Origin of the sequence: Serinibacter arcticus, from assembly GCF_004786095.1 — a bacterium.
Classification (GTDB): domain Bacteria; phylum Actinomycetota; class Actinomycetes; order Actinomycetales; family Beutenbergiaceae; genus Litorihabitans; species Litorihabitans arcticus.
This window is the reverse complement of record NZ_RHPJ01000002.1, coordinates 204961-223631: the sequence shown is the minus strand read 5'-3', so window position 1 is coordinate 223631 and position 18671 is coordinate 204961. Positions and strand designations below refer to the sequence as shown.

15 protein-coding genes are annotated in these 18671 nt (G+C 71.6%); 12 read left to right on the top strand and 3 right to left on the bottom strand.

Annotation, left to right across the window (positions count from 1 at the left end):
• Positions 1-164 precede the first annotated feature (164 nt).
• Positions 165-1358, top strand: a complete 1194-nt coding sequence (locus SERN_RS05850) for an ROK family protein (protein WP_135849203.1) — start codon at positions 165-167, stop codon at positions 1356-1358.
• Position 1359: 1 nt separating this feature from the next.
• A complete protein-coding gene (locus tag SERN_RS05845) occupies positions 1360-2031 on the top strand; it encodes a ThuA domain-containing protein (protein WP_135849202.1) in 672 nt (223 codons plus the stop codon).
• 114 nt (positions 2032-2145) lie between these two features.
• Here SERN_RS05845 and SERN_RS05840 read toward each other — a convergent pair whose 3' ends face one another.
• Positions 2146-4080 (bottom strand): DUF4832 domain-containing protein, encoded by a 1935-nt coding sequence (locus tag SERN_RS05840; protein WP_158292583.1) that lies wholly within the window; start codon positions 4078-4080, stop codon positions 2146-2148.
• A 225-nt stretch (positions 4081-4305) separates the two neighbouring features.
• Here SERN_RS05840 and SERN_RS05835 point away from each other — a divergent pair, with 225 nt between their 5' ends.
• The 10 genes from SERN_RS05835 (at position 4306) to SERN_RS05790 (ending at position 15542) form a co-directional block, all read left to right on the top strand.
• A complete protein-coding gene (locus SERN_RS05835; RefSeq protein ID WP_135849200.1) occupies positions 4306-5514 on the top strand; it encodes an ROK family transcriptional regulator in 1209 nt (402 codons plus the stop codon).
• A 290-nt stretch (positions 5515-5804) separates the two neighbouring features.
• The gene (locus SERN_RS05830; protein WP_233251501.1) at positions 5805-6713 is read left to right on the top strand and encodes a carbohydrate ABC transporter permease; all 909 of its coding nucleotides are present in this window, start codon (positions 5805-5807) and stop codon (positions 6711-6713) included.
• Positions 6710-7687, top strand: coding sequence for a carbohydrate ABC transporter permease (locus SERN_RS05825; protein ID WP_135849198.1), 978 nt, complete (start codon positions 6710-6712; stop codon positions 7685-7687). Before SERN_RS05830 ends, SERN_RS05825 begins: the two co-directional genes overlap by 4 nt.
• A 109-nt stretch (positions 7688-7796) precedes the next feature.
• Entirely contained in the window at positions 7797-9158 is a 1362-nt protein-coding gene (locus SERN_RS05820) for an ABC transporter substrate-binding protein (RefSeq protein WP_158292582.1), read from the top strand.
• 122 nt (positions 9159-9280) lie between these two features.
• On the top strand, positions 9281-10885 hold the full coding sequence (locus SERN_RS05815; protein ID WP_199241526.1) for a glycoside hydrolase family 31 protein: 1605 nt from the start codon (positions 9281-9283) through the stop codon (positions 10883-10885).
• On the top strand, positions 10882-12078 hold the full coding sequence (locus SERN_RS05810) for a Gfo/Idh/MocA family protein (protein ID WP_135849196.1): 1197 nt from the start codon (positions 10882-10884) through the stop codon (positions 12076-12078). Before SERN_RS05815 ends, SERN_RS05810 begins: the two co-directional genes overlap by 4 nt.
• Positions 12071-13069, top strand: coding sequence for an ROK family protein (locus SERN_RS05805; protein WP_135849195.1), 999 nt, complete (start codon positions 12071-12073; stop codon positions 13067-13069). Before SERN_RS05810 ends, SERN_RS05805 begins: the two co-directional genes overlap by 8 nt.
• The gene (locus SERN_RS05800; RefSeq protein ID WP_135849194.1) at positions 13066-13665 is read left to right on the top strand and encodes a histidine phosphatase family protein; all 600 of its coding nucleotides are present in this window, start codon (positions 13066-13068) and stop codon (positions 13663-13665) included. The genes SERN_RS05805 and SERN_RS05800 overlap by 4 nt, the downstream gene beginning before the upstream one ends.
• Complete coding sequence (locus SERN_RS05795; RefSeq protein ID WP_135849193.1) at positions 13662-14447, top strand: DeoR/GlpR family DNA-binding transcription regulator; 786 nt, start codon at positions 13662-13664, stop codon at positions 14445-14447. Before SERN_RS05800 ends, SERN_RS05795 begins: the two co-directional genes overlap by 4 nt.
• Before the next feature lie 27 nt (positions 14448-14474).
• Positions 14475-15542 carry an amidohydrolase family protein gene (locus tag SERN_RS05790; RefSeq protein WP_135849192.1) on the top strand — a complete coding sequence of 356 codons (1068 nt, stop codon included), beginning with the start codon at positions 14475-14477 and terminating at the stop codon, positions 15540-15542.
• A 10-nt stretch (positions 15543-15552) separates the two neighbouring features.
• Here the strand turns inward: SERN_RS05790 and SERN_RS05785 are convergent, their stop codons facing one another.
• Positions 15553-16833: an MFS transporter gene (locus SERN_RS05785; RefSeq protein ID WP_135849191.1), complete on the bottom strand. Its 1281-nt coding sequence runs from the start codon at positions 16831-16833 to the stop codon at positions 15553-15555.
• Entirely contained in the window at positions 16830-18671 is a 1842-nt protein-coding gene (locus SERN_RS05780) for a DUF4832 domain-containing protein (protein ID WP_135849190.1), read from the bottom strand. Before SERN_RS05780 ends, SERN_RS05785 begins: the two co-directional genes overlap by 4 nt.

Sequence of the window (18671 nt, the reverse complement as noted above, 5' to 3'; positions counted from 1 at the left end):
AACACTGACCACCCGTTGACCGTAAGCACACTTTTGCTCGACGTCAATCAGAAGTTCCGCTACTTTCATCCTCAGAAGACCGAAGACCGGGCGATCCAGCCCGGACGGCCGCGCCGCGTCGTCGCGAGACGGCGGACGGCGCGACGAGGGAGTTCACTGTGCTCATGGACGGACTGAGGAAGTTCCCGACGCGCCCCACGGGTGCCGGGGAGACGTTCCAGCTGTTTCGCGACGGCACCCCGCGCACGCGCGCCTGGCTGATGGCGGAGACGGGCCACTCGCGCTCGACCGTCGCCGCGCGGATCGACGCGCTGGTGCGGATCGGCGTGCTCGCACCGACCGGTGAGGCGAGCAGCACGGGCGGTAGACCGCCGGCCACGTTCGCGTTCGAGCCGAGCGCCCGGGTGGTGCTCGGCGTCGACCTCGGCGCCACACGCGCCCGGGTCGGGCTGACGGACCTCGCCGGGAAGCTGCTCGCGGAGCTCGACGAGCTCGTGGCGATCACCGACGGGCCGCGGGCCGTGCTGGAGTGGGTGGCCGACACCGCCGAGAAGCTGCTCGCGCAGGTGGGCCGCACGATCCGCGACCTCGCGGGCGTGGGCATCGGCGTGCCGGGTCCGGTGGACCACACCACCGGCCGCCCGGTGAACCCGCCGATCATGCCCGGGTGGAACGACGTCGACGTGCCGCAGATGCTGTCGGCGCGCCTGGGGGTGCCGGTCGCCGTCGACAACGACGCGAACATCATCGCCCTCGGCGAGCAGCGCACCATCTACCCCGGCGAGCGCGAGCTGCTCTTCGTCAAGGTGGCCACCGGCATCGGCGCGGGCATCCTCATGGACGGCGAGCTCCGGCGCGGCGCGCAGGGCGCGGCGGGCGACATCGGTCACCTCTCGCTGGCGGGCCACCAGGACGTGCTGTGCCGCTGCGGCAACTACGGCTGCCTCGAGGCCGTCGCCTCGCTCAGCTCGATCGCGGCGCACCTGAGCGCGGAGACGGGTGAACCGGTGACGACGGACGACGTCGTCGCGCGCGTGCGGGTGGGCGACGTGCGCGCGAACTCGCACGTGCGGCAGGCGGGGCGCGACATCGGCATGGCGCTGGCCAGCGCGGTGAACCTGCTCAACCCCTCGCGGATCGTGGTCGGCGGACACCTGGCGCTCGCCGGTGACCAGCTGATCGCCGGCATCCGCGAGATCGTCTACCAGCGGTGCATGCCGCTGGCCACGGCGCGGCTGCAGATCACGACGGCGCGCGCCGGCAACAACGCGGGCATCGTCGGCGCCGCGACTCTCGTGATCGACCATTTCCTGGCACCGGAGGCCGTCGAAGGCCTCATCCTGAGCAAGGAGGCATGACGTGCGACGAAGCGCGCTGGTGGTTCGTGGTGGGTGGGAGGGGCACGACCCCGTCCCGACGACGGACCTGTTCATCCCGCGGCTGCGGGAGGCCGGGTTCGAGGTGACGATCGAGGACGGGCTGGAGGTCTACGCCGACGAGGACGTGATGGACCGGACCGACCTCGTGCTCCAGGCCTGGACGATGGGGGAGATCCTGGCCGACGAGCTGACCGGGCTGCGCCGGGCCGTGGAGGCCGGAACCGGACTGGCGGGGTGGCACGGGGGGTTGCTGGACTCCTTCCGCGGGGCGACGGACTACCACCACCTCGTGGGCGGGCAGTTCGTGGCGCACCCCGACGACCTCATCGAGCACGAGGTGCGGGTGGTGCAGGGGTCCTCGGGACACCCGGTGCTGTCAGGTGTGGCGCCGGTGCTGGAGCTGAAGTCCGAGCAGTACTGGGTGCAGACGGATGCGCACTGCGAGGTGCTGGCCACGACGACGCACGCGGTGCGCGAGGGACAGCCGTGGCAGGAGCCGGTGACGGTGCCGGCGGTGTGGACGCGGCAGTGGGGCGCGGGTCGTGTGTTCGCGTGCACGGTGGGGCACACGGTGGAGACGCTTCTCGATCCGTGGGTCTCCCGGGTGATCGAGCAGGGGCTGCTCTGGGCGGCGCGGGGGCCGCGGGACTGACCGGCCGGGGGCGTGGGGTGTCCCGCTGCGGGTGTCCGACACCACGACGGCGGGCGGCTCCGTGAGGAGCCGCCCGCCGTCGCGCTCAGCTCGGGTCGACCCGAGCCGGTCGGATCACACGTCGGTGGACATCCGCCGCCGCAGCGTCAGCAGCAGCCCCCCGAGGAGGGCGGCGCCGGCCGCGCTCCCCACGAGCTGCCCCACCGAGGCTCCGGTCCTCGCGAGCTCGCCCGACCTCGCGGGAGAGGCCGTGACCGCCGTCGACGGCGCGGGGCTCGGGTCCGCCGTCGCGCTCGGCGATGTGGTCGCCGCCGCCGTCACCGTCAACGCGGCCGAGGCCAGGACCTGATCGCCGTCGCGGACCTCGAGCGTCTGCGGTCCCGGCACCACGGTCGCCGGGATCGTCACCGTGGCCCGAGCCGCGCCGTCCACGACGTCGACCGTCGCCAGCGGCTCGGTCATCCCCGCCAGGGCGAACGCCACGCTCTGACCGGTGAGCCCGCTCGCCGCGACGTCGAGCGTGCCGCCCTGCGCCACCGTCGTCGCGCCGAGGGTGAGCACCACGGGCTCGACCACGACCGGTGCGGGTGGCACGGCGCCCACGGTGAGCCAGCCGTCGACGTCCTGGTCCTGGGACGTGTTCGCGAACCGGAGCGGCAGGCCGCCGTCCATGACGTTGGGCACCCCGAACGCGACGGTCGCGCCGGCGAGGTCCTCCCCGTCGGCGGCAAGGGTCGCCGAGACGGTCGCGACGTCGCCCGGCTGGATGCTGGGAAGGTCGGCGTCGACCGACGCCTGCGCGAGGATCGTGCCCTCGGCGTCGAGCGCGACCATCGTCGCGGGCCAGTCGTAGTAGAAGGGCGCCACGCCGCGGTTGGTGATCTCGAGCGTGACGTCGACCTGCTCACCGCTGCTGGTGACGGTCGCCGTCGTGGCGGTCAGGTCGTAGCCGAGGGACGCGCCTCCCTCGATGGCGCGGGTCCGGTCCTCGCCCGTGTACCCGGTCGCCCAGGCCTGGTGATTCATCATCCAGCTGATGTGCGCGGCGGGGACGGCGTCGGTGAAGTTGAAGTCGCGACCGCCCTCGATCTCACCCTCGGAGCCGGGGCAGATCGGGTCGGAGAAGATGCACGTCTGCAGCGGCGGGTACAGCTCGCCACCGATCGGGGCCTGCTGCCAGGCGTCGTCCATGCCCGCGGCGGCGACCCTGGCGAGGAAGTGCCAGTCGGTCGAGGGAAGGGTGGCGTAGCCGAAGGAGTCGTCGTGGAGCCCGAAACCGTTCGCGTCCACCGACGCCGACGGGTAGCGCGCCAGGAGCCAGGTGTCGTCCAGCGCCTCGTTCCACGCGCTCCAGACCAGGTCCTGCGTCTCCTGGGTGGGCATCCAGGTCTCGCCGTTCGGGTTCTCCTCGGACACCTCGCCCTCCATCGGGTAGGTGTGGTGCTCGCCCCAGAAGCCGATGAGTCCGGCGGTCACGTAGCCGACGCGCGGGTCGCCGTCGTACCGCTCGCCGAACGCGGCGATGAAGTCGACCATGAGGCTGATCACGCGCGGGTCGTCGTAGTCGGGCGAGAAGCTCACGCCGTCGTTGTCGAAGAAGTCGTAGGCGCGATCCTGGCTGATGCCGTCCTCGCCGAGCAGGTACTCGGGCACGCCGGAGTCCTGGGTGGGGTAGTCGAGGTAGAAGCGGAAGACGGACTGGTGGCCACGCTCCGCGATGGCGTCGAGCCGGCTCTCGACGGCGGACCAGTCGTAGGTGTCCTCACCCGTGACCACGGCGTCGACCGGGAGGTAGAACCACTCCATCGAGTGCGGGAACTCAGGGTCGACGAACTCGTTCGGCTCTCCGGGCTCCGGGGCGAACGGCAGGAAGCCCTTGAGCGGGTTCTCGGCGAGCGCCGGCGTCGACTCCAGCTCGTAGGTGAGGGTGCTCGCCTCGGGGGCCGGGGCGGCGATGGCCGAGGTGGCGAGCAGGCCGGCGGCGGCGGCGAGCGCCACGGCTCCCGCCCCCCGCGCGCTGCGGGCTCTCGAGATGCGGTCAACGGTCATCGACGTCGTCCTCCTGGAGATGGGTCGGCGCCACGGGAGCGCGGCTGCGGTGCCGCACGACGAACCCCGGCGGTGCCGACAGGTGGGGCGCCGGTCCGTCGCTGACGCCGCGATCATCACAGCAGGCCAGCAGGCGTTATGCAACCCATTTGACACAATTGAGCGATGCGTCATCCAGAATGATTGCTGCCGTGGTACTGCTGGGGCACGAGCCGAGGGAGCGATGTGGAGCAGCGGGGCACGATGCAGGTGCGCGAGTACAACCTCGAGCGAACACTCGCGGCGATCCGCTCGACAGGGCCCCTGACCGCGGCGCAGATCGCCCGCACCACCGGCCTGTCACGACCCAGCGTGACGTCGATCATCGGTGAGCTCACCGCTCTGGGCTGGATCGACGTCATCGAGCCGGTCCTGGACGGTCAGGGCGGGCGCCCGCCCCAGCGCTACGGGTTCCGCCACGGAGCGGGCCTGCTGCTGGGCCTCGACATCGGCGCGCACCGCATCGCCGCGCTGCTGACCGACCTCGCCGGCGACGTGCTCGTCGAGGACCACGTCACGGTCGATCCCGAGCTCGGTGCGGCGGCCCGCCTGGCCGCGCTCGACGCTCTCGTCGTCGGGGTGCTCGACACGCACGGGAGCGCACCCGACGCCGTCTGGGCGGTGGCGGCCGCCGTCACCGGACCGGTCGACGCGACCGGCCGCACCCCGCTGTTCAGCCCACTGCCGGGATGGACCGAGGTCGATCTCGTCGGGCACCTGCGCCGCACCCTTCCCTGCCCCGTGCAGGTCGAGAACGACGTCAAGCTCGGACTGCTCGCCGAGCACCGGTGGGGTGCAGCTCGGGGCGCGCGCGACGTCGTCTACGTCCTCGCGGGCCTGCGGACGGGAGCCGCCGCTCTCGTGGAGGGCAGGCTCGTCAGGGGCCACGGGGGTGCCGCCGGCGAGATCGGCCGCCTGCCCGAGGTCCGCTGGCACCGAGCCGTCGAGATCCTCACCGGCGAGGAGGGTGACGGCGACGCCGACCGCACCCGCGCCACCTTCGAGGCTGCGCGTCGGGGAGACGCCGACGCGAGGACCCGGGTGCGCAGCTACGCCCGCGCCGTCGCGACGGGGGCCTCGGCCCTGGTCCTGATGCTGGACCCCGAGGTCGTGGTGCTCGGTGGCGGAAGCGTGCCGTGGGCCGACCTGTGGGTGCCGGAGTTCTCCGCCTCCCTCGGGCGCAGCGTCATCCGGATGCCGGCGGTGACCGTCTCCACCCTCGGCGGGGACCACGTCGCCCGCGGGGCGATCCGCCTGGCTCAGCAGCGGATCGAGAGCTCCCACCTGACCGGCGGGGTCCGTCCGGCGCGACGGCCGCCGGCCGACGACGACGGCAGCGATGACGGGTCCGCAGCTCCACCGCGCAGGCCCTCAGGAGCGACCCCGGCGACCTGACGCGGCGCCGAAGCATGCGCCGTCTCCACCGCGGGTCCGGTCGGTCGCCGACCGGTCGCGCGACGGCCGGCGGCCCCGACAGGTCGCCGGCCCCGACCTGGGCCGTGGACGAGCGCCGTGGCAACAAGTTTCCCCAACTGTTACATCGCTGCCGCCCTTCGATGCTTGATTCTGATCGCTCGACGCTCTTATGATCGCTTCCACGCAACCGTGGTCCCCGTCACACGGCGCGGTGACTCAACGAAAGGTGTGCGATGTCGAGCTCAGCGACCCGAAGGAGGGATGCGTCCGTGCCGCTTGGGACACAGGACCCGACCCCCACCCGCAGGCCCATCCACCACCGGGAGAGGTGGGCGGCGCTCGCGCTGCTCGTGCCCGCCATGGTGGGTTTCGTGGTGTTCTGGATCCTCCCGAGCTTCCGCAGCGTCTGGTACTCGCTCACGGACTTCAACCTGCTGAACGAGCCGGGGTTCATCGGCCTGGACAACTACCGCGAGCTCGTCAACGACGACGTGGCCCGCAACTCGCTGCTCGTGACGTTCCAGTTCGTCTTCTTCAGCGTCGTCCTGGGAACGCTTCTCTCCCTGGTGACCGCGGCCATGATGCAGCGTCTGCGCCTCAAGACCTGGGTGCGGTCCCTGCTACTGCTTCCGTGGCTCGTGCCGAACGTCGCCATCGCACTGATCTGGGCCTGGCTGCTCGACGGCCAGCTCGGCTACCTCAACCACCTGTTGACCGCGGTCGGGCTCCCGGGGGTGTCGTTCTACAACGCCAGCCAGGCGATGCCGATCATCATCGCCATCGGCATCTGGTCGGGTCTCGGGTACACCGCGCTGCTCTTCTTCGCCGGGATGACGCAGGTGCCGACCGAGATGTACGAGGCCGGTTCGATCGACGGCGCGACCGAGACCCGCATGTTCTTCAGCATCACGCTGCCGCTGATCCGACCGGTGATCGCACTCGTCGTGGTGATGTCGGCGATCGGCTCGTTCCAGGTGTTCGACCTCGTCCTGATCGGGTACGGCGGCAATCCGATCCCGGCCGTCAGGACGATCTTCTTCTACATCTACCAGACGTCCTTCGGCTTCTTCCGCATGGGCTACGGGAGCGCGATGGCTCTGGTCCTCGCCGTGATCCTCGGCGCCCTGACGGCCATCCAGATGCGAGCCATGCGCGCCAACCGATCGGACCTCTCATGATCACTCCGCCCGACGTCGACCTCGTCCCCTCGACGAACGACTCCCTGACCGAGACTCCCGCGCGCTCCCGCGGCCTGCCCTCGATCGTCCGGGCACTCCGCAGAACGACCCCCGGGAAGGCGGTCGCCTGGGCCGCCGTCGCCCTGCTGCTGCTCGTCTCGGTCTTCCCCTTCTACTGGATGGTGCGCACGGCGTTCACCCCCGCGGCCGAGCTCATCGGGGACGCGAGCCAGCTGACGCCCTCCAACCCGACGTGGATCAACTTCGCCCGCGTGCTCGGCCTCACCACGACCGAGGAGTCCGTCGCCGCCGGGGGCACCGGCGCGACTCTCAACTTCGTCCGCTACACGGCGAACACGCTGTTCTTCGCCGGGTCGATCGCGATCGTCCAGACCCTCTCGTGCGCCATGGCCGCCTACTCGTTCGCGCGCCTGAGGTTCCGCGGGAACAGCGCCCTGTTCGGCCTCTTCCTCTCCGGACTCCTCATCCCCGGGATCTTCACGCTGCTGCCGAACTTCGCCCTGATCCGTTCGCTGGGGTGGCTCAACACCTTCCAGGGGCTCATCGCTCCGGCGATCCTCGTGAGTCCGTTCGCGATCTTCTTCCTCCGGCAGTTCTTCCTCTCCCTCCCCCGCGAGGTCGAGGAGGCCGCGGCGATCGACGGCGTGGGGGTCTTCGGACGCTTCTTCCGCATGACGCTCCCCATGAGCCGCGGCCCGGTCGCCACGATGATGCTCATCACGGTCGTCGGGATCTGGAAGGAGTTCATGTGGCCCCTCGTGGCCGCGAACTCCGACGGGACGCGGGTGCTGACCGTCGCGCTGCAGAGGTTCCAGGCGCAGTCACCGAACACCTCACCGGACTGGACCGGACTCATGGCGGCCTCGACCATCACCGTCATCCCGGTCTTCATCCTGCTCGTCCTGCTGGGACGACAGCTGGTCCAGTCGCTCAACTTCTCCGGCGGCAAGTAGCCCGTCGCTCCCGCGGGTGCCCCACGGGCACCCGCCCCATCTCACCGCTCGACACCTCGTCCGAGCCCGCGGAAGCCGGCTCGGGAATCCACCGGAAGGAACGGCAATGATGCGTTTGACACCGAAGACCGGACTCAAGATCGTGGCGATGTCCGCCGCCACCGCCCTCGTGCTGAGCGCGTGCGGCTCCGGCGACGGGGGGAGCGACGGCGGCAACGGCGGAGAGGCGGGTGGCGCCGTCACGATCGAGCACTGGCTCTGGGACGACGTCCAGCTCCCGATGTACCAGGCGTGCGCCACGGCCTTCACCGAGGCGAACCCCGACATCACCGTCAACATCACCCAGACCGCCTGGGCGCAGTACTGGCAGAACCTCACGACGAACTTCGCCTCCGCGACCGGACCGGACACGTTCACGATGACCGTCCAGTACGCCCGCGAGTACAGCAGCCTCGGCCAGCTCGCCGACCTCGACGAGCTCGGCGCGACCGAGGGCATCGACTTCGACTCCTACGTCGCCGGCACGGCCGAGAACTACCTCCTCGACGACACCCGCGTCGGCCTCCCGCTCGACTGGGACATCGTGGGTCTCGTCTACGACGAGACGGCCGCCACGGAGGCCGGTCTCACCAAGGAGGACATCAACCAGCTCGAGTTCGACGGCACGGGCGAGGACTCCTTCACCGACTTCGTCAAGGCCATGGCCCTGGACGCGAACGGGAACAGCGGGCTCAGCCCCGAGTGGGACGGGTCGAACGTGACCCGGTACGGGATGCTCCCCGAGTGGGCCGACGGCTTCACGGGCCAGAACGGCTGGGGCAACCTCGCCCACGCGCTCGGGTGGGACTTCTTCACGGAGGACGGCAGCCTGAACTTCGACGCGCCCGAGCTCGTCACGACGCTCGAGTGGTACCAGGAGATGATCGACCTCGGCGTGATGCAGACCTTCGACGAGACCTCGACCCTCGGGCAGCACCCGGCCATGGAGGCGGGCATGGCCGGCGCGACCCTGGCCGGCTCGTGGAACGCGTCGAACTACCTCGCGGACACCCAGGAGATCGACTTCGCCTGGGCCAAGGTGCCCGAGGGTCCCGAGGGACGCTTCGCCGCGACCAACTCCCTGGCTGCCGTCGTCTGGTCCGGATCCGACCAGAAGGACGCGGCAGCGCAGTGGGTGAACTACCTCGGCTCCCCCGAGTGCCAGGAGCCCAACGGTGAGTTCGGCGTCGTCTTCCCCGCCGTCCAGGCCGGGACCGACGCCGCCGTGGCGGCGAACGCGGCCGCCGGGGCCGACGTGCCCGAGTTCGCGGAGATGGCTGCCGCGGGCGAGACCTACCAGATCCCGTCGTTCACCCGCAACGCCGAGATCCGCACGATCATCCAGGACGCCATCTGGGCGATCGCGGCCGGCGCCGACGTGCAGTCCACCCTGACCGCCGCCAACGACTCCGCCCAGGCACTGGTCGACTGACAGCGGTCGCCGACCGTCGGACACGACGTCCGACGTCCGACGCAGCTCCGACGACGGGCGGGGGCGACACCGCCCCCGCCCGTCGCGCACGCCCTCACTCCCCCGAAGAGAGACGACTCACCGTGGATCGCACCCCTGCCCCGCTCCTGACCGACGCCGACACCCCCGACCGCTCCTCGCTCTCCCTCGAGCTCGAGCCCGGGGAGTTCTGGTGGGGAGGCACCGTCAAGGACGGTGTGCAGATGCCGTTCGGAGCGACGAGCACCCACCGACGGGACCTCGGCGTCCCGCAGCACGACCCCGAGTGGGACAGCGCCGAGGACTCCAGCCAGGCGGCCCCGGTCCTCGTCTCCACGCGCGGCAGGGTCGTCTCCTCACCGCACCCGTTCGCCTTCTCCGTCGCGGACGGGCGGCTCGACGTCGACGGCCGCGACCTCACGGTGCTGCGCAGCGGAACCTCGCTGCGGGAGGGCTACCGGGCCGCGTCGGCGCAGCTCTTCCCGCCGGCCGGGAGGACCCCCGCGCGGCGCCTGTTCGCCTCGCCGCAGTACAACACCTGGATCGAGACCCCGCTGACCCCCTCCGAGGAGTCGGTGCTCGCCTACGCCCGCCGGATCCTGGACGCCGGGCTCGAGCCCGGCACGCTGTTCATCGACGACAACTGGGCGCCCGACTTCGGCACGTGGCGCTTCGACCTGGCGCGCTTCCCCGACCCCGAGCGCCTGATCTCCACGCTCGCCGACTGGGGCTTCCCGGTGATGCTGTGGGTCGTTCCCTTCATCAGCCCGGACTCGGCCGCGTTCCGCGACTGCGAGCGCGACGGTCTGCTCGTCCGGAACGCGGACGGCCGCACCGCGATCCGCCGGTGGTGGAACGGCTTCAGCGCGCTCCTCGACCTGAGCAACCCGACGGCCGTCGCCTGGCTGACCGACCAGTTCGACGCCCTGGTCGACATCGGCGTCGCCGGGTTCAAGTTCGACGCCGGGGACGTGCGCGACTACTTCTCCGACGACCGCATCGCCCAGCCGTGCGAGCCGGTCGACATGAGCGAGCGCTGGGCGCGGCTCGGCCTGCGCTACGAGTACAACGAGTACCGCGCCTGCTGGCGCATGGGTGGCCAGCCGCTCGGCCAGCGCCTCCGGGACAAGCCCCCGACGTGGGACGACGCCGGCCTCGGGTCGCTCGTTCCCGAGATGCTCGCCCAGGGACTCATGGGCCACCCCTACGTCTGCCCGGACATGGTGGGCGGCGGCGAGGTGGGGGCGATGGGTGGTCGCGACGCGGCCGACCAGGAGTTCTTCGTGCGCTACGCCCAGATCGCCGCGCTCTCGCCGATGATCCAGTTCTCCGTCAACCCCGCACGTGCGCTCGACGGGCAGCACCTCGCGGCCGTCAAGGATGCCCTCGCGATCCGGACGGAGCACCTGCCGCTCATCCTCTCGCTCGTGGACGACGCCGCCCTGACGGGAGAACCCGTCCTGCGGCCGATGAGCTATCACGAGGAGGGCTACGAGACCGTCACGGACCACTTCTTCCTCGGCCCCGACCTGCTCGTGGCTCCCGTCGTCGAGCGCGGCGCTACCGCACGGACCATGCACGTGCCCCCCGGTTCCTGGAGCGCCCCCGACGGCACGACGTACGAGGGTCCCGCGACGATCGAGGTGCCCGTCGATCTCACCACCCTCCCGCGCCTCTCCCGCGCGACCTCGGGAGCCGCGCCGCGATGAGTCGGGGTCTCCGCGTCGCGATGATCGGAGCAGGCAACCGCGCCTGCCTCGGTCAGCAGATCCCCGAGGCGTGGCCGGGCGCTGCCGTCGTGGCTGCGGTCGACCCCGACCCGTTCGGGCGCGCGCGGGCCGTCACGCTCTTCGGTCCGGACACCGCCGTGCACGCGGAGGTGTCCGGACTCGTCGCCGCCGGCGGCATCGACGCGGCGATCGTCACCTCGCCGGACGACACCCACGCCGATCTGGCGATCCAGCTCCTGCGCGCCGGCATCCCGGTCTTCGTCGACAAGCCGCTCGCCACCACCACGCAGGACGCCGACGCCGTCCTGGTGGCCGCGCAGGAGACCGGCACCCCGGTGTACGTCGGGCACAACCTGCGCCACTGGAACGTGGTCAGGGTGATGCGCGGTGCCATCGAGCGCGGCGAGATCGGCGAGGTCAAGGCCGTCTGGGTGCGTCACTTCGTCGGCAACGGGGGCGACTACTTCTTCAAGGACTGGCACGCCGAACGGCGTCGCAGCGGCTCGCTCCTCACGCAGAAGGCGAGCCACGACATCGACGTCGTGCACCACCTCGCCGGCGCCCACACCTCACGCGTCGTGGGGATGGGCGACCTCATGGTGTACGGCGACGTCACGGATCGCCGGGAGCGTCCTGGGGAGATCGCACCGGACTGGTCCAGCCACGCCCACTGGCCACCGCACTCGCTGACCGGGCTCAACCCCGTGATCGACGTCGAGGACATGTCGATGCTGATGATGACGCTGAGCAACGGCGTGATGGCCAGCTACCAGCAGTGCCACTTCACCCCCGACTACTGGCGCAGCTACACCGTCATCGGCACCGAGGGACGGCTGGAGAACGTCGGCGACACGTCCGGGGTCGTCCGCGTCTGGAACCGGCGTCTGCGGTGGTCCGAGACCGGCCACGTCGAGCACCCGTTCGGCGAGCCGGAGGGCGGGCACCGGTCCGCGGACACCACCATGCTCACCGAGTTCTTCTCCCACCTCGTCCACGGGACCCCGACGATCGGGTCACCGACCGACGCACGGCAGGCCGTCGCCGTAGGCTCGCTGGGAGCCGAGTCCCTGCGCCACGGCTCCATCCCCCTGGACGTGCCGCCGCTGCCGGACGGCCGTACGCCGACGCCCCGGTCCGGCACCACGCGACCGAGAGAAGGTACAGATGACTGAGACCACCGTCCGCCCGAGCGACGCGACCGGCGGCCACGCCGCCACCGGGATCGGCCCGGGCGCGCCCGTCCTCGCGTTCGACGTCGGCGGGACCACGATCAAGGCCGCGTACCTGGACGCCGACGGGGTGCCCGCCACGATCCTCCGCACCCCGTCACCGGCGTTCGGGCCCGCGAGCGCGCAGGGTGTTCTCGACTCGGTCGTCGAGCTCTCGCGTCGGCTCACCCCGCCGGGAGCCGCCCCCGAGGCCATCGGCCTCACCCTCCCGGGCATCGTCGACGACGAGACCGGTTTCGCCACGTACTCGGAGAACCTCGGCTGGCGGGACGTCGACTTCGCGGCGCTGTGCGCGTCGCGGTCGGCGCTCCCGGTCGCGATCGGGCACGACGTGCGCTCCGCCGGCACCGCCGAGATGGAGCTGGGGGCCGGCCGGGGGCACCGGACCGCCGTCGTGGTCGTGCTCGGCACCGGCATCTCCGCCGCGGTCTTCGTCGAGGGCCGCCCCGTCGTCGCCCGCGGGTACGCGGGCGAGATCGGCCACGCCGTCGTCGTCCCTCGCGGTGAGGCCTGCGTGTGCGGCAACCAGGGCTGCCTCGAGGCGATCGCCTCGGCGGCCGCGATCGCCCGGCGCTACTCGCGGATGTCGGGTCGCGAGGTCGCGGGTGCGCGCGAGGTGCTCCACGCCATGATCCAGGGCGACAGGGTCGCCTCGGTGGTCTGGGACTCGGCGATCGACGCGCTCGCCCTGGGCCTCTCGCACGTGGTCAGCCTGATCCAGCCCGAGGTGATCATCCTCGGGGGTGGTCTCGCCGAGGCCGGCGAGCACCTGTTCGGTCCGCTGGAGGAGCGCCTGCGGTCGATGCTCACCTACGTCCCCGCCCCAGCGCTCGCTCGCGCGAGCGCCGGGGAGAACGCCGGACTGCTCGGTTCGGCGCTCCTGGCCCGCCGGGCCCTGGCCCGAGCGGGGACCGAGCGGGGGGTGACGGGGTGAGGAGACTCGCGCTGGTCCGGCACGGGCAGACCGACTGGAACATCCAGCGGCGCTACCAGGGGTGGGAGGGCCTCGACCTCAACGAGGTCGGTCGCACCCAGGCCCGCGAGGCCGCCGAGCACCTGCGGCGCCTCGGTGCGGCGCTGGGCGCGGAGTGGAGCTGGCTGACGTCCTCGACGTCGCCGCGCGCGATGCAGACGGCGCTGATCGTGGGCGAGCACCTCGGCCTGGTTCCCCACGACCTGCAGCACGCCGATCTGCGCGAGCGCGGGTTCGGCGTCGCCGAGGGGATGCTGATCGAGGAGGCGCGGACGCGGTGGCCGACGCGCGAGTACCCGGGCGGGGAGTCCGTCGAGGCGGTCCTCGACCGCGCGCTGCGCGGGCTGGACGCGGTCGCCCTGGCGCACCTCGGTCTCGACGGCGTTCTCGTCACGCACGGAACCACCCTGCGGCTCGTCGTCGGCCACCTCACCGGCGAGGATCCGGGTAGCCTGCCCAACGGTGCGATCGCCGTGATCGAGGGCGAACCGGGCGCGTGGCGCACCATCGTGCATCCTTCAGGAACAACGACCAGCGAACGGGCTCACAGGCGATGAAGATCGAGGACCGACACCTGAGCATCGCCTCGTGGGTGGCTCAGCAGGGGACGATCAGCGTCGAGCAGGTCATCGAGCAGTTCGGCGTCTCCCCCGCCACGGCGCGCCGTGACCTGGACGCCCTGGCGCACCAGATGGTCGTCATCCGCACCCGTGGTGGCGCCCGCGCCGCACCCATCTCCGGCGACCTCCCGCTCCGCTATCGCGCGGCCCTGATGTCCCACGAGAAGCTCGCCATCGCCCGCGCCGCGACGGCGATGGTCAAGCCCGGGCAGACGGTCGCCTTCAGCGGGGGGACGACGACGACGCAGATCGCCCAGGAGCTCGGCGTCCGCGCCTCCTCCGACCCCGAGTTCGCCGAGAAGGTCACCACCGTGGTCACCAACGCGATCAACATCGCCAACGACCTCATCGTGCGGCCCGAGCTCCGCGTCGTCCTCACGGGCGGTGCGGCCATCGCGCGCTCGTACGAGCTGGTCGGTCCGCTGGCGAAGGCGGCCCTCCCCCTCATCAACGTCGACGTCTTCTTCCTCGGCGTCAACGCCATCAACCCCGCCCGGGGGTTCTTCACCGAGTTCGAGGCGGAGGCCGAGATCAGCGCCGCGATCCTCGAGAAGTCGGTGCAGTCCTACGTCGTGGCGGACCACACGAAGTTCGCGAGCACCGCCTTCGCGCTGATCTGCAAGCCCACCGACGTCGCGGGCGTCATCACGGACAGCGAGGCGGACGACGAGTCCGTCGCGCAGCTGCGGGCCGCCGGCTGTCCCGTCGTCCTCGCCTGAGCCGGTCGCACCGCGAAGGAGTCCACGATGACCGCCCCGGATCTCACCGACCTCCGCCTGCGCGACTTCGCGCCGCGTCCGATGATCGCGACGACCGAGACCGAGGTGCTGCGCTGCTCGACCCCGGCGGTGGACGCGCACAACCACCTGGGCCGCTGGCACACGGGCGAGTGGCGGGTCGATGACGTCGAGGCGCTCATCGGCGTCATGGACGAGCGCAACGTCGCCACGATCGTCAACCTCGACGGGTGCTGGACCGACGAGCTCGAGACCAACCTCGACCGCTACGACCGCGCGCACCCCGGCCGGTTCGCCACCTTCTGCCGCGTCGACTGGAGCGAGACCGCGACGCCCGGCTGGCCCGACAGGATCGCCGCGTCCGTCGCCGACTCCGCCGCCCGTGGAGCCACCGGGCTCAAGCTGTGGAAGGACATCGGGCTGCGCCTCGAGGACGAACGGGGCGAACGCGTGCTCCTGGACGACCCCCGCCTCGAGGGCATGTGGCGGGCCGCGGCGGAGGGCAACCTCCCCGTCACGGTCCACACGGCCGACCCTGCCGCGTTCTTCACCCCGCTGGACCGTCACAACGAGCGCGTCGAGGAACTGCTGCAGCACCCCGACTGGCACTTCCTGGGTCCGGGGTTCCCGACCATGGCCCGCCTCCTGGAGGCGCTGGAGACCGCCGTCGCGACCAACCCCGACGTGACGTTCATCGGGGCCCACGTCGGCTGCGTCGCCGAGGACCTGGACTGGGTCGACCGGATGCTCCGCACGTACCCGAACTTCAACGGCGACATCGCCGCGCGCATCGCCGAGCTGGGTCGTCAGCCCCGCCGGGCCAAGCGGCTCATCGAGGACCACCCTGGACGTCTTCTCCTGGGCACGGACGTCGCACCCCCCAGCGCCGAGGCCTACGCGACCTACTACCGCTTCCTGGCCACCGCCGACGAGCACTTCGCCTACGGACCCGAGGATCCGCCGGGAACCGGGCGCTGGCGCATCTCCGCCCTCGACCTGTCGGCCGAGCACGTGGCTGACGTGGTCGGGGACAACGCCCGCCGGCTGATCCCGGCGCTGCGCGCAGCGGGCGGGTGAGCGCGCCGCGTCAGTGGGTCGGCGAAGCCTGACGGGAGCGCGCCAGCCGCGGCTGGAACACGCGCGCGTTCCAGAACCAGGCCACGGCACCGCAGCCGCCCACGATGACGAAGAGCGCCGTGAACCCGATCGCGTCGAGCAGCGGTGCCAGGGCGAGGACCACGACGCCGGAGACGAGCATCGAGATCGAGAACAGGATGCCGACGTAGGACGGTGCCTTGCCGCTCGGGCTGACGTCGCCGAGCATGAGCATCGTGGTCTTCATGTAGCAGGCGCTGGCGACGTTCGCGAGCACCCATGCGACGGACAGGGCCGCGAGCGAGTGACCGACCAGCCCCACCACCCCGGCGGCGGTCGCGGCGACGGCCGCGATCGGGGAGAGCGCCACCGGCCCCCGGCGGTCGATGATGAACCCGAACGTGAGGTTGACCGCGACGCCCGTGACGATCGCCAGCGACGCGAGCAGCGCCACGTAGTCCTCGCCGGCCGCGAAGGTCCGGATCGCGTGCAGCGTGTAGAAGGGCAGCAGCGAGTTCGCCACCACCAGGAAGACGCACGACGTCACCATCGCGCGGAAGGTCGCGTCGTGCCGCAGCGTGCCGGGGACGTCCCTGAGGTACTCCGAGACCTTCATCGGCACGCGAGGCTCCACGTCGTCGCGCTCGTCCATGAACCAGAACCCCGCCGCGTTGGCGAACAGGAACACCAGCCCGATCCCGAACAGCACCATGTAGCTGCCGGGGAAGGGGATGCGCGCGATCGTGATCGGGATCAGCGCCGTCGCCGCGAGCGCGATGATGCTCCCGCCCGCCATCCCCACCCCTCGCAGGCCGGCACGCTTGCGCGGCGGCAGCAGCTTGAGCACCAGCGGCACGTTGAACAGCGTGCCCGACCCGGCCAGCACGTTGAAGATCGTCCAGGACGCCAGGAAGACCCAGGTCATGAGGCCGTGGTGCGAGGCCAGGAGCGGCATGGCCAGGACGAAGGCGAGGAACAGGAACCGCTGCAGCAGCAGCACGCGCGCGAACGTCTTCCCCATCCGGCGCGACCTCGAGCACAGGGACACGAAGTACGGCTGCGAGATGAACGTGCCGACGGAGACGACGCTCGTGGCGATCGCGAACTGCGCCGTGGACGCCCCCAGGTGCTCCAGGAGCAGCGGGACCACCGCCGCCATCGAGATGAGCGCCAGCGAGGGCTGGAACGTCACACCGTCCAGGAAGAACAGGAACGCGTTGCGCCGCACGGCCCGGCGGCCGCCGTAGGCGTCCTCCGTCGTCTCCGCCGTCACGCGCGGACCGTCACGCGTCCGACGCGGTTGGCGCCCAGCTCGGCGACCCAGGTGCCGCGGTTCGCGAACCGGAGGCCGCGGCGGTGCGCGGTGGTCTCCTTCGGGTCGGCGATGCGCAGGTGGACGTCGTAGTCGCCCGGCGCGACCGCGCCGAACGCCGCCATGCCGACCGGGACCCGGTAGGCGTGCCAGGCGTCGGTGTTGCCCGGCCGGTTGTCCCCGTCGGGAGCCGGGCGCCAGTCGCGCACGTCCAGGTCCGTCGGGGCGGTGACGCACGCGGACCCGTCGACGGCCCGCAGCACGACCACCACCTGCTTGCGGTTGACGACGCCGCCGAAGCCCACGTTCTGCACGTGGCCGGAGCACTCGAGGACACCCGTGCGGGGGTCGACGACGTCGGTCAGCTCGGACGAGCGCAGCACCAGGCGGTAGCCGAGACGGTCGCGCATGAACTCCAGCCCGGTCCGTCCCGCGTACACGGGGTCGAACACGGCGCGTGCGGTGCGCCCCGAGAACGGTGGCTCGCCCCCGTCGTGGCGCCCGGGGAACGTGACGGGGGCGGTCACCGTCTCCTCGGTGTACTCGACGTCGTTCCACGTGCTGTACGCGCCGTGGCGCATGTTGAGCAGGGTCGTGCCGAGGCGCTGCGCCTCGATGATCGCGCCCGGCAGGCGCGAGAAGACGTTCGGCGCCAGGCCGCCCTCGCCCTGCACGACGCTTCCCTGCCGCCCCACCCAGGACACGACACCGTGGCGGTCGTACCCCGTCTCGGCGCCGGGTCCGACGAGCATCTCGGCGCCCTCGGACAGCGACCCGTGGTCGGTCCACCCGCCGCCGGGCTCGTGGCCCGCGGCGTAGCTGTCGTGGAAGTGGCCGAACCTGGACTCGGGGCTCCCGGGCTCGGGGACCGGCAGCTGGTCGAGGTCGTGGAAGGTGTGCCGGGTGCCGTGGGTCGCGTTGTACCAGGCCAGGTAGCCGCCCACGTGGGTGAGGAGGGGGCGGCTCGCGGGCACCGCGGCGAGGTAGGCGTCGAGGAGGCTCGCGTAGGCGGCGGGGTCCTGCGCGCACGGCGAGGAGTGCTGCTCGCCCCACGGTCCGAGCATCCCCGTCTTGACGCAGGTGATGACGTCCTCGTACTCGTGCAGGACGGGCGCGAGCTGCCACAGGTGGAGCTCGATCCAGGACTTGTCCTCGTGCCCGGGGACGTCGCACGTGGCGGAGGGGTTGTTCGGTGTGACGTGCGTCGGTTCAGGACCGCAGATGAGGTGCTCGTCCGCGCCGCCCTCGACGAAGTTGAAGCCGTTGCCGTCGTAGGAGAGCTTCACCAGCGCGGTGCCCGCGCCGTCGCGCACCCGTTGGAGCGTGCGCCGCACGACGTCGAGGGCGTAGGAGGTCAGGGGGGCCGTGGTTCCGGTCCGCCCGAGGAACATCTCGCGCGTGGGCACGCCGCCCGCGGCGGTCAGCTCGGCGTCGAACGCCCGTCCGTCCGCCCGGCTCAGGAAGGCGTTGGAGGAGAAGTGGCACAGGTCGAAGCCCAGGAAGGAGACGGACGGTGCAGCGCTGACGCCGGTGCCCCCGAGGTAGAGCGGGCTGCGGTCGTGCCCGTCGAAGAACTCGGTCGGTTCGAGGTCGTCGCCCTCGACGACCCCCACGACACCGGGCGCGACGAGCGTCGCGCCGTGGAACGTCGGCGTCCGCGGCGCGACCGGCACCCGGTGGTCCACCTCCGGCGTCGCGCCGAAGCGGGTCTCCACCCACTGCCAGCGCCCGCGGTAGGGACCGCGGTCGGGGTTGGGGACGTCCACCGGGTCCTCGGTGAAGTCCAGGTCCTGAGCCAC